The 12,379-nt window shown below is 36.0% G+C and carries 13 protein-coding genes; 8 read left to right on the forward strand and 5 right to left on the reverse strand.

The window, feature by feature from the left end:
- Window positions 1-11: 11 nt before the first annotated feature.
- The 4 genes from OVA16_RS15410 to OVA16_RS15425 all read left to right on the forward strand — a co-directional run bounded on the left by OVA16_RS15410 (window position 12) and on the right by OVA16_RS15425 (window position 2,130).
- On the forward strand, window positions 12-629 hold the full coding sequence (locus OVA16_RS15410) for a hypothetical protein (RefSeq protein WP_267761152.1): 618 nt from the start codon (window positions 12-14) through the stop codon (window positions 627-629).
- A 14-nt stretch (window positions 630-643) separates the two neighbouring features.
- Entirely contained in the window at window positions 644-790 is a 147-nt protein-coding gene (locus OVA16_RS15415) for a hypothetical protein (protein WP_267761154.1), read from the forward strand.
- 110 nt (window positions 791-900) lie between these two features.
- Window positions 901-1,851, forward strand: a complete 951-nt coding sequence (locus tag OVA16_RS15420) for a TIGR01212 family radical SAM protein (protein ID WP_267761157.1) — start codon at window positions 901-903, stop codon at window positions 1,849-1,851.
- 120 nt (window positions 1,852-1,971) lie between these two features.
- A complete protein-coding gene (locus OVA16_RS15425; RefSeq protein WP_267761159.1) occupies window positions 1,972-2,130 on the forward strand; it encodes a hypothetical protein in 159 nt (52 codons plus the stop codon).
- A 1-nt stretch (window position 2,131) separates the two neighbouring features.
- On the opposite strand, the gene OVA16_RS15430 is transcribed toward OVA16_RS15425, so the two are convergent.
- From OVA16_RS15430 to OVA16_RS15445, 5 genes are all read right to left on the reverse strand, one after another.
- Window positions 2,132-3,271 carry a cytochrome-c peroxidase gene (locus tag OVA16_RS15430; protein WP_267761161.1) on the reverse strand — a complete coding sequence of 380 codons (1,140 nt, stop codon included), beginning with the start codon at window positions 3,269-3,271 and terminating at the stop codon, window positions 2,132-2,134.
- 34 nt (window positions 3,272-3,305) lie between these two features.
- Window positions 3,306-4,244: an MATE family efflux transporter gene (locus tag OVA16_RS15435; protein ID WP_324288422.1), complete on the reverse strand. Its 939-nt coding sequence runs from the start codon at window positions 4,242-4,244 to the stop codon at window positions 3,306-3,308.
- Window positions 4,244-4,684: an MATE family efflux transporter gene (locus OVA16_RS20145; RefSeq protein WP_324288423.1), complete on the reverse strand. Its 441-nt coding sequence runs from the start codon at window positions 4,682-4,684 to the stop codon at window positions 4,244-4,246. Before OVA16_RS20145 ends, OVA16_RS15435 begins: the two co-directional genes overlap by 1 nt.
- A gap of 184 nt (window positions 4,685-4,868) precedes the next feature.
- Window positions 4,869-5,495: a helix-turn-helix domain-containing protein gene (locus OVA16_RS15440; protein WP_267761163.1), complete on the reverse strand. Its 627-nt coding sequence runs from the start codon at window positions 5,493-5,495 to the stop codon at window positions 4,869-4,871.
- A 56-nt stretch (window positions 5,496-5,551) separates the two neighbouring features.
- The gene (locus tag OVA16_RS15445; RefSeq protein WP_267761165.1) at window positions 5,552-6,037 is read right to left on the reverse strand and encodes a PaaI family thioesterase; all 486 of its coding nucleotides are present in this window, start codon (window positions 6,035-6,037) and stop codon (window positions 5,552-5,554) included.
- Between the two features lie 344 nt (window positions 6,038-6,381).
- Between OVA16_RS15445 and gyrA the strand changes: the two genes are divergently transcribed.
- The 4 genes from gyrA (at window position 6,382) to OVA16_RS15465 (ending at window position 12,360) form a co-directional block, all read left to right on the forward strand.
- A complete protein-coding gene (gene gyrA, locus OVA16_RS15450) occupies window positions 6,382-8,925 on the forward strand; it encodes a DNA gyrase subunit A (protein WP_267761169.1) in 2,544 nt (847 codons plus the stop codon).
- Between the two features lie 102 nt (window positions 8,926-9,027).
- A complete protein-coding gene (locus tag OVA16_RS15455) occupies window positions 9,028-10,116 on the forward strand; it encodes a tetratricopeptide repeat protein (protein WP_267761172.1) in 1,089 nt (362 codons plus the stop codon).
- Window positions 10,117-10,194: 78 nt separating this feature from the next.
- The gene (locus tag OVA16_RS15460; RefSeq protein ID WP_267761174.1) at window positions 10,195-11,331 is read left to right on the forward strand and encodes a tetratricopeptide repeat protein; all 1,137 of its coding nucleotides are present in this window, start codon (window positions 10,195-10,197) and stop codon (window positions 11,329-11,331) included.
- Between the two features lie 126 nt (window positions 11,332-11,457).
- Window positions 11,458-12,360 carry a 3-hydroxyacyl-CoA dehydrogenase family protein gene (locus OVA16_RS15465; RefSeq protein ID WP_267761176.1) on the forward strand — a complete coding sequence of 301 codons (903 nt, stop codon included), beginning with the start codon at window positions 11,458-11,460 and terminating at the stop codon, window positions 12,358-12,360.
- Window positions 12,361-12,379: the final 19 nt, after the last annotated feature.

The following is a 12,379-nucleotide window of genomic DNA, read 5'->3' on the forward strand; positions in this document are numbered from 1 at the left end:
CTAAAACTATTATGGGCTTATTCTTTATTTTCTTCATCATTGCTATTATCCGTTCGGCAAACAACTTTGTTGAGGAAAACAATCAAACATCGGCTTTGCCGGCCAATCTAACTGGCAGTACACTAGCAAACTACCTTCCTTTGGTTTTTCACGTTGTAATTTGTGTACTCATTTTGGTTACCTTATTTGCTGTTGAAGTGATTAGCGAAGAAAGAGTTAGCATACTGATTGGGGACATATCATTTCAATTTTTTTCTACACTATTGTTAGTAATCATCGGCCTAATTAGTCCTTTTACCACGCTAAGGCCGGAAACGGCACAAAAATTAACTGAGCTTAACAGCAAGCACAACAATCCGTTTGCCCATTGGCTAACACAAGGCCGAAACTTCCAATTGATGAAAGTGGCAGTAAGCCTTGCTATAACCTGTTATTTTATATTTTCCGGATCTTTAACGTTTCCGGCATTAAATGGCAGTTTAACTTCTAGTATTGCGGTGTTTCTTATCTTCTTTTACTTGCTAAACAGCATTGTACAATTAGTTCGTCATCCGAGCCAGTTTAGAAGGAACAATATACTGAGGCTTAATATTTTATTTAAGTCTATAAAGTCTTCTTTTTTATTCTAATAGGTACGGTAGTATTGCTTTTTATACCTTCTGCCATTATTGGGTTTAAGTTTGTAGACGAGGTAAATCCATTAATTATTGCCTTACTGGCCTATAACGTTGTTATGGCTTACAACGAATACAAGGTACTTAAACTCATGCATCAACCAAATGGAGTATGATGTAATTTTTTGTTGAGGTATGACAATACCGTTTGCAAAACGAGGACTGTTTTAATTACTAATTTGACGATTATCGAATTTCAACTCAATTTGTGTATTTTTGCACCCAAATGGGAACAGCACTAGATTGGGGTATAAAAGGTTATAACAATTACGGAACTTATTTGCGTGAGCATTACAATGGCCAACGTGTATTTAAGGTAATTGTAGATGGTGGTTTTACCTGCCCAAATCGTGATGGTAGCAAAGGCTACGGTGGTTGTACTTATTGTAATGTGAACTCGTTTACACCAGAGCTTTCTAGAAAATTGCCCACCATTAATGAGCAATTAGTTGAAGGTATGCAACGTGCTCGAAACTCTTATCGAGCCGAAAAGTTTATCGTTTATTTTCAACCCAACACTAACACTTATGCGCCAACGCATTATTTAAAGATGATGTACGATGATGCGTTATCAGTAAATAAAGAAGATGTGGTTGGTTTTGCTGTGGGTACCCGTCCAGATTGTATTGATGCTGAGAAAGTGGCGCTGTTAGAAAGTTACGCAGATAGATACGATGTTGACTTAGAAATGGGGATGGAGTCGATTTACGATGAAACTCTAGAACAAATTAATCGTGGTTGTAGTCATGGAGAGTTTGTTGAAGCCGTAAAATTATTAGAAAACACCAAGCTTAATCTTTGTGTACATACTATTTTTGGCTTCCCTTGGGAAACTCGTGAAATGATGCACGGTTACATCCATGAGATTAACCGCTTCCCTCAAATCAAATTCGTTAAGTTTCATCATTTGCACATTGTAGAAGGCTCAATTATGGGCGTTAAATACAAGCGTGAACCTTTTAAATTATTTAGTTTAGAAGAGTATACCGATTTACTTTGTGAGCTAATTCCTTTGCTACGTCCAGATATTGTAATTCAGCGTTTGTTTGGTATTTCTGATTGGGATTTATTGATAGCGCCCAACTGGGGATTAAAAAAATCTGCAATCCAAAGCTATATTGATAAGGAAATTGAGCGTCGTGGTGTAGTGCAAGGTTCTGCCTACCAGAAAATATAGCTAACGATAAAAATAATTTGGCGCTAGTACGATTGCAATAATCGCTAACTAAAACCTTAACATCTGCTTAACAGCCATTTAATTTGTTGAAGTTAAATTTGTTATCAAATATTTGAGATAATGAAAATCAACTTTATTCTTATCGCTGTAGTTGTGGTAGCAATTTTAGGTTTCATCTACTTTGTGGTAAAAAGAAACCGTAAAGACCAAAAAGATTTAGAAAAAGAGCTAAATCAAAATGAACTAAAGCCAGAAAAACACAGCGGCGATCGTATATAACCTACCGAGGTAACTGCTCTACTTTTACTATAATTGGTGGAGACGACAAAGCTTCTAAAAAAGCAATAAGGGCTTTTCTTTCTCTAATTGTCAGCATAATTCCTCTTACCAATTTATCGTTTTTAGGAAGCAGTGGGTCATTTTCTTGCCCAGGTTTAATCACGTGCTCTGGCATTCCCATGTTATACAAAACCATCAAACTATCCATACTTTTTACCGATCCTTGATGAAACCACGGCCCAGTTTGCATTACGTTGCGCAAACCTGGCGTTTTAAACTTACCTACATCTTCTGGCTTTTTGGTTACATTGTACAAGCCTAAGTCTTCGTTTTTAGTACCATATTCGGTTAAGCCAATATTATGAAATTGTTTATCAGTAAAATAGGCACCATTGTGACAATTCATACACCGTGCTTTTGTTCTAAACAAGTGTAAACCTAAAAGCTCTTGATCGTTTAAAACATTTTGATTGCCCTTTAAAAACTGATCGAATTTCGTTTCGCCGCTCACAATAGTTTGCTGAAAAGTTGCCAGACTCTCGAAAATACGTTGATTGGTAACTTTTGACGAACCAAACGCAGCCTTAAAATAAGGTTGGTAACCTTTAATTTTAGAGAGTTTTTTAGCCAGTAGCTTTAAATCTTGGTTCATTTCGTTATGCGCAGCAATTGGGCCTTCGGCTTGCTCAACCAAGGTTTTTGCTCTGCCATCCCAAAAAAAGTTGTTGTAAATCCATACGTTTTCTAAGGATGGCGCATTGCGGATATTTGGTAATTGCTCATGTCCTAAAGACACCTCTTTTCCATCGGCCCAGTTTAGCTCTGGAGAATGGCAAGTAGCGCAGGAGATTTGGTTAGAACCAGAAAGTCTATTATCGAAGAATAAGAGCTTGCCGAGTTCAACTACCTTTTTAATAGAATCATTGTTTAAATCTATAGTAGGAGATTTTAAAGCTAATAATTCCTCAAATGCTACCTCTTTATCTACATTGGGTTTTGGCCAATATTTACTAGGTTTAGCGTATACTTTTCTTAACGAATCTATAGTTAAATCGCCACCTATTCCCCAATCATTTGATTTGAAAGAAATGAACAACAATCCACCTAAAAGAAAAGCCAAAATTAGTAATGCCTTATTCATGGCACAAAAGTAAAAAATTGATCAATACTTAATGCTAAGCTTGATGAAGTTCAGTTTTTTGAGCAGCAAGTTTTTTGGTTCTATTTTGAAACCTGATAAAGAGTAGGATAGAAGCTGTTAATAAACCAAAGGTTAAGCCATACCAAATTCCATTTACACCAAATCCGTACTTAAAACAAAGTAAATATCCCACCGGAATACCAATTACCCAATACGATAGAAAAGTGATGAAAGTTGGCATATTTACGTCGCCTAAACCTCTTAAAACACCTAAGCCAACCACCTGAGTACCATCAAACAATTGAAAAAAACCTGCTATGATTAGCAATTGAGCTGCAATGCCTATCACGGTTGTATCACTAGTATAGACATAGGGCAGCAAGTTATTGGCGAGCATAAAAAGTAGGGCAGTAGCAGACATAAACACAATGACAATGTGATAACTGGCAATTGCCGATAAACGTAAACCTTTGAAATTTTTGCTGCCAAAGTTATTGCCAGTTTTGATAGTGGCCGCATTGGCAATGCCCGTAGCCAACATATAGGTAAATGCCGCCAACGATAATGCCGTAAAATGCGCCGCTTGCTCAACCTTACCGATGGTTCCAATTAAGATACCAGCACCGCTAAACGCACTAATCTCGAATGAATACTGCATTGCTACCGGCGCACCTAATTTTGCTATTTTTTTAATCCTTGATAAATCAAACGAAAAAAACTTGAACTGCGAAAGATATACCTTGAAATTCTTTGAATTGAATACATAAGCGCCCATCGCAATAGCCATTAAAATACGATCTATCAAAATACTTAAACCTACACCGCTTACCCCCATTGGCGTAAGGCCAAACATTCCTTTTACAAAAATAATTCCCAAAATCACGTTGATTAAATTTCCCCAAACAGAAATCATCATAGCTTGCTTGGTAAAGCCCAAGCCTTCGGTAAATTGCTTAAAGGCTTGAAAAATCATCAATGGAAATATAGAAATCCCATGAATTGAAGATATGGTTTGGCATGTACAACTACATCTGGAGATTGCCCCAAATGATCGATTACCTTATAATAAACCAATAATACCAAAGCATAAAGCACTATGCTTGCTACAAAGTTTATCAAGATACTGTTAGAAAGCAGGCGACCACACTCTTCCTTATTTTTGCTTCCGTTGGCTTGTGCAATTAGCGGCGTTAAGCCGTAAGAAATACCTAAGCCAAGTACCAAAATCAGCATGAATAAACTATTAACTAACGAAACAGCAGCCAATTGAACGGTACCAGCAAAATGTCCAACAATCATCCCGTCGGCCATGTGAACCAGCGTGTGGCCCAATTGCGAAAGCACAATAGGTAAAGCTAAAATAAGGTTGTCTTTATAGTACGATTTGTACTTGGCAAATGAATAAGTGAACATACACCTGCAAAATTACAGTTTTCAGTTGGCAATTTTCAGTTTTCAGTTTTCAAACCAACAGGCTTATTCAAACCTTGTGTGTTAAACATTTTAAAACGCTCGAAAGAGCAATAAACCTAAAAAGCTGATAGACGACCGTTAATTTTGCAATCAGTTCCTCATTCGGAAAGGTTAGGGGAGGCTTTTAATCTGCCAAAACGTAATATTCTTCTTTTTCGGTAATATGAGGTAAGATGATACCAGATAAAATTAGGTTTACGATAATTTTTTGCGCTTTCTTATAAGCACTTCTGCTAAGTTTGCTAAACTCTTTTAATGTAATACGACCATGTTCGCCAAGATAAGCTAGCAAAATCTTTTCCTGCTCCGAATAAGCAATTAAAGTTCCTTCATTATCTCCATCCTTTTTTAAAACCTCAATTAATATTTTACTGGCTAAAACACTCTTGTCCTGTATTCTGAAATATACCCACCATTTGCCTTGTTCATCTAAAGCATAGTGTGGCTTGGTATCACTTCTTGGTATTTCGGCAACCAAAACTAGTTTGTCATCAATAATATATTCTTCAAAAATAGGTTCTATGGCAGGTTTACAAAATTGGTGCGCAGCTTTGTAGATCATGTATTTTTCTTCATCTTCGGCCTTTACACCTTTAATGGTACCATCATCGGCTACGCCAATTAAAAGCTTACCACCTTTATTATTAGCAAATGCAACCAAGGTTTTAGCAATTTTTTCACAATTGCTAATCGTCTTCTTAAAATCAATATTTACGTTCTCGCCGTCAAGTATCACTCTTTTAATGTTCATTTTTAGCCTGTTAATTTATGGTAAACGACAGATACTTTTTACTTTATACTTTCAATTTAAATAGCTACGCGTTGCTTTTCTCCCGGAAACTTAAGCCTCAAATACACTTCATTACTTACCGTTGCACAAAGTTCGCCCTGCTTATTGTACAATTCCATAGGATAGGCTTTTACAAATTTACCATGCTCGTTAAGCGCTTGTTCGGCTTCGGCAATCATTTCGTCAGTAATTTTCAAAGTAAAATACAGGGCAGTAAGTCCAGGTTTTAAATATTGGATGCTGGCACTTTTTAACCAAACACGGCATTTATAGCCTTTGCGTTGCATTAATTGATCAAACAAAATGGCATAAAAAGGATCGGTAGCGGCATAAATAGTCCCTCCAAAAATAGAGCCGTTATAATTTCTATTTAATACACTGTTACTGATTTTAACATCCACACCTTTAAATCCATCATGGAATTTTTTTACCCAAATGCGCTGAAATAATAAAGGTGGATATAAATTCAATGCCAATTTTAGGGTTCGCTCAGAAACTATCATTATTTTTAAATATCACATTTTGTATTGAAGTATGAAAGTTTTGTTTAAAAATTTAACGTAAGCGTAACTTTTAGCCACAGATGCACAGATATAGTAAAATCAAAAATTTTGATAAGTTATCGTATAAATAAAATCTGTGTATGTGTGTCTTTTTTCGTTCTACCATCTATACTTTGTAACAATTGTCGTATCTCTAAAACTTTTCCACACTAGGCTGTAAAGTGTAGCTTATTTTACTAAATTCGCAAGGTTATAATAAAACTATAATAATCTTGCGGTTGGTAGTTGGCGACTAGCGAATAAAACGCTTAACGCTTAGTGCATTACGCAAAACATAAAAATTTATGGCAGAAGATTTAGAAAATCAAGAGAACGATAAGATTATCCCCATTAATATTGATGAGCAGATGCGTACTGCTTACATCGATTATTCGATGTCGGTAATTGTGAGTAGGGCATTACCCGATGTGCGTGACGGTTTAAAACCAGTGCACCGCAGGGTACTTTATGGTATGCAAGACCTAGGTGTAGGCGCTGGTAAACCGTACAAAAAATCGGCACGTATTGTGGGTGAGGTTTTAGGTAAGTACCACCCACATGGAGATTCATCTGTATATATGACCATGGTACGTATGGCCCAACCTTGGAGCTTGCGTTACATGATGGTTGATGGACAGGGTAACTACGGTTCTATCGATGGTGACTCGCCAGCAGCGATGCGTTATACCGAGGCTCGTTTCCAAAAAATGGCCGAAGAAATGTTGGCCGATATCAATAAAGATACCGTAGACTTTCAAAATAACTTTGACGACTCGTTGCAAGAGCCAACGGTATTGCCAGCAAAAGTCCCTAATCTTTTGGTTAACGGTTCTTCTGGTATTGCGGTAGGTATGGCCACCAATATGGCGCCACACAACTTAACCGAGGTAATTAATGCAACTATCAATTACATCGACAATAGAGAAATTACTATTGCAGAGTTGATGAAGTTTATTAAAGCGCCAGATTTCCCTACAGGAGCCATTATCTATGGTTATTCTGGTGTTCAGGAAGCTTTCGAAACTGGTAGAGGCCGTATCGTAATGCGTGCCAAAGCCGAAATCGAAAATATCAACGATCGTGAAGTAATTATTGTTACCGAAATTCCTTATCAAGTTAACAAAGCCATGATGATTGAGCGTACAGCTGAATTAGTTGGCGAGAAAAAAATTGAAGGAATTTCGAACATTAAGGATGAGTCTAATAAAGATGGTATCCGTATTGTGTACGAAATTAAACGTGATGCAAATGCAAACATCGTTTTAAATAATTTATTTAAGCAAACAGCACTACAAACCTCATTTAGTGTAAATAACATTGCTTTGGTAAACGGTCGTCCGCAGTTGTTGAACCTTAAAGATCTAATCCATCACTTTGTTGAGCATAGACATGATGTAGTGATCCGTCGTACTCGTTTCGAATTGGCAGAGGCCGAAAAACGTGCCCATATTTTAGAAGGTTTATTAATTGCTTTAGATCATATCGAAGAAGTAATTAAGTTGATTCGTGCATCTAGTACTCCAGACGAGGCTAGAACCGGATTGATGGAAAAATTCGGTTTGTCCGACATCCAGGCTCGTGCTATTTTAGATATGACCCTACGTAGGTTAACAGGCCTAGAGCGTGATAAAATTAAAGAAGAGTACGCTGAATTAATGAAAACCATCGAATGGCTGAAATCTGTATTAGCAGATGAAGGTCTTCGTATGAAAATCATTAAAGATGAGCTTACCGAAATTATGGATAAGTATGGTGATGAACGTAGAACTACCATTATCCACTCAGCAGACGATATGAGTATGGAAGACTTCATCGAAGACGAGGAAGTTGTAATTACCATTTCTCACGAAGGTTATATTAAACGTACACCAGCATCAGAATATCGTATACAAGGCAGAGGTGGCAAAGGTTCTAAAGGTAGCAATTCTAGAAATGAAGACTTTATAGAACACTTATTAGTGGCTACCAACCACAATTACATGTTATTTTTTACCGAAGCTGGTAGATGTTTCTGGTTAAGGGTATACGAAATTCCGGAAGGTACACGCCAAAGTAAAGGGCGTGCTTTACAGAACATCATCAATATCCCGAAAGAAGAAAAAGTTAAAGCCTATATCAAGGTTAAAAACTTAAAAGACCAAGAATATTTAGAGAACAATTTCATCATCATGTGTACTAAAAAAGGTACCATTAAGAAAACTTCTCTAGAGGCTTATTCTCGTCCTCGTGTAAATGGTATCAATGCAATTAACATCAACGATGGCGATCAATTATTAGAAGCTAGTTTAACCACTGGAAGTAGCGAAATTGTAATGGCATTGCGTTCTGGCAGGGCAATTCGTTTCAACGAAAGTACAGTTAGACCAATGGGTAGAACTGCGACCGGTGTGCGTGGTGTTACTTTAGGTCATGATAAAGACGAAGTTGTTGGCATGATTGCTGTGGATAGTAGCGATGCAACGATTTTAGTAGTTTCTGAAAAAGGTTATGGTAAACGTACCGATATTGAAGACTACCGTGTAACCAACCGTGGTGGAAAAGGTGTTAAAACCATTAACATTACAGATAAAACTGGAGATTTAGTTGCCATTAAAAACGTAACCGATGCAGACGATTTAATGATCATCAATAAATCTGGCATTGTAATTAGAATTGCAGTAAGCGAGTTGAGGGTAATGGGAAGAGCTACGCAAGGAGTAAGGTTGATTAGCTTAAAAGGTAATGACGAAATTGCTTCTGTTGCCAGAATTGACCACGAAGAAGAAGAGGAGGAGGAAGTAGAAGGGCAGTTAGGAGGAGAAGAAGCTCCAAACGATGAGACAGGTAATGAAACTACTACAGAAGAATAACAAATAAAAATTTAAAAATTAATCCATCATGAATAGTGTTTATAACCGTAAAAGCAATATCATGATGGATTTTAACGTTTAAACAGCAAAATTTATAATTAAATGAAAAAGTTAATTTTAAGCGTAGGTATCTTGAGTTTATCAGTAGCTGCTTACGCCCAAAAATCAGAAGTTGCAGAAGCTAAAAAATCTTGGGATTTGTTTCAGGCAATGAACCAAGCACAAAATCTTAAAAAAAACCTTGAAAACTTAAACAAAGGTTTAGGTCATACAGATTTGGCTATTGCTCACGAGAAAACGAAAAACACAGTAGAGCCTTGGGCTTTAAGAGCATCACTAGCTTCTGCCGTGGCTTTGCTAGATACCCTAAATGAAGCAAATGCTACAGCTAAGCAAAAAATTGCAGAAGAAGCAATTGTAAAGGCAACAGAGTTAGATAAAAAAGGCGAGCAAAAAGACAACATTGCAAATGCTAAAATTAACATTGCAAATTCCATCCAGTCTAGAGCTATTAGAGCATATAACAAAAAAGATTTTGCCACAGCTTTTAAAATTTTCACTGAAATTACAGAGAAAAACCCTGCGGATACATCGATGTATCTAAATGCTGGTGTGGCTGCAAAACAAGCTGGAAATTACGCTGGTGCTGTTAAAAACTTCAAAAAAGTAGCTAGTTTTAATGTGCCAGAAGCGAAAAACCTATTATTAGAAGCAGTGAATATCGAATTGGTAAACTTAAAAGATACCACAGCAGCAATGGCATCTATTGACCAGGCCTTAACTAAATTCCCAGATGATCCTGATTTTGTGGGTACCCAAACTGATATCTACATTGTTAGAGGAGAAATTGAAAAATCTCAAGCATCATTAAATAAGCTTATTGCAAAAGATCCAAGTAAAGCTATTTATCATTTCCTATTAGGCGAAACCTATTACAAGCAAGCACTTGCGGTACAGGCAGAAAGACAAAAAATAGATAGCAAAAAAGTTAAAGAGTATAATGCAGTAACCGCTAAAATGACTGCTTTAATTGATAAAGCTTTGCCTTACTACAAAAAAGCACAAGAATTAGATCCTAAAGCGGTGCACACCTTAGAAGCTTTAAAGCAAGTTTATGGTTTTAAGAACGATACCAAAAACTATGAAGAAACTAAAAAGCTTTTAGATGCAATTCAAAAAAATAATAATTGATCAAATAATAAGTTTTAAAGGGAGATAATTAGGCAATTATCTCCCTTTTTCATTACTTTGTATAAAGTTTTTTTGACGATGCGTAAGATATTATTTAATACTTCATTACTATTAATTGTAAGCAACCTAGCTTTTTCACAAGGTTCGCAAATTAAAATAGCCAATAACAGTTTAGCTAAATTGCAAAATAGTATTGCCGAAAAAGCTGATGCAAAAAAGCAACTTACCATTATAGGAGAGGGGATAAAGGCTATAGAACTTGCAGAAAAAGATAAGAAAACCAAGAATTGGCCAGAAACCTGGTCTATAAAAGCTTACTTGTCTTCTTATATTGCTTTAATTGACGAGAATGAAGCCAATGCCGATAAGTATTTTCAATTTGCACAAGATGCATTAGCACAAGCTAAAAAGTTAGATAAGTTTCAATCCAACACTGAACTGATTAATGCTTCAAACCATAATATCCATATAAAAAAACAATCTAAAGGAGTAGAGGCATTTCAGCAAAATGATTTTATAACCGCTTACGACTTACTTAAAAGGGTAAGTGATTTTAAGCCTACGGATACTTTACTAGCTACTAATGTTGCTATTTGTGCCCAAAGTTTACAGCAGTATAACGATGCACTTGACTATTTTCTAAGAGCTAAAGATAACGGTGCAAAAAATCCTACGCTATTTCAAAGTATCGCAAACATCTATGCCTCTAAGTTTGAAACTGAATTGGCAATAAAAACGTTAGAAGATGGCTTAAAGTTAAATGCTTATCATCCTTTACTCACTAATGATTATATCAATATCCTTTTGGATAACGAGCAATATGAAAAAGCCAATAAAGCTGTAGAAAGCTCACTAAAAACAGATAAACGGAGCAAATTGCTTTACTTTTTGTATGGCTATTTGCAACAAAATCAGGAAAAGAATATTGCTACCGCAGAGCTTTCTTATCAAAAAGCATTAGAAGTAGATTACAATTATTTTGATGCGCTTTATCAGTTGGCTGTTGCGTACATACAAACAGCAAACGAAGCCTTGAAACAAAAAGATACCAAAAAATTTACTGCGAATATTAATCGTGCCGAGTATTCTTTACTAAGAGCTCATGATATTAATATTAACCACAAAAATACCGTTAGGCTTTTAATTGATATCTATACCAGAAAGAATAGGTTAGACAAAGTTCAGGAGCTAAAACGTAAACTCAACGAATTTTAATTTTTTTAGTATAACATTTATATCAGTCTATTTTAAAAACATAACTTAACATAATGTAAATTATATAACATTTAATATTATCATTGAATTTCATAAATTAGCGTAATTTCTAACTTAATATATAAAATGAAAAATATAGCTGTTATAGGTTCTGGAACTATGGGCAATGGCATTGCGCACACTTTTGCTCAGTTTGGTTACCAAGTAAATTTGATAGATATCAATGCGGATGCTTTACAAAAAGCTGTTGATACCATCAGTAAAAATTTAGATCGTCAAGTAGCTAAAGGTACAATTACAGCAAGCGACAAAAAAAATACACTGAAAAATTTAACTACACATACAGATTTTAAATCTGCCGTATCCAACGTAGATTTAGTTGTTGAGGCTGCAACAGAAAATATTGATTTAAAATTGCAGATTTTTAAGGATTTAGATAGCTGCACTAAACCAGAAACCATTTTAGCTAGCAACACATCTTCTATTTCTATCACTAAAATTGCAGCAGCTACCAACCGTGGCGATAAAGTAATTGGCATGCACTTTATGAACCCAGTGCCGATAATGAAATTGGTTGAAGTTATTCGTGGATATGCAACTAGTGATATAACTACGGATTTAGTTATGGAGTTGTCAAAGAAATTAGATAAAGTTCCTGTAGAAGTGAATGATTATCCAGGTTTTGTGGCTAACCGTATTTTAATGCCGATGATTAATGAGGCTATTTATTCGCTTTATGAAGGTGTTGCTGGCGTTTATGAGATTGATACGGTAATGAAATTGGGTATGGCACACCCTATGGGGCCGCTACAATTGGCTGATTTTATTGGTTTAGATGTTTGTTTGGCTATTTTGAACGTGCTGCACCAAGGTTTTGGAAATCCAAAATATGCCCCCTGCCCTCTTTTGGTAAACATGGTAACGGCTGGTAAGAAAGGTGTTAAATCTGGTGAAGGTTTTTACGATTATAGTAACGGACTGAAAGAAGCGAAGGTTGCTGAGAAGTTTGTCAAACTAGCGCAGAACTAAACAAAATCGTCAATTGCGA

Source organism: Pedobacter sp. SL55 (assembly GCF_026625705.1).
Classification (GTDB): Bacteria; Bacteroidota; Bacteroidia; order Sphingobacteriales; family Sphingobacteriaceae; genus Pedobacter.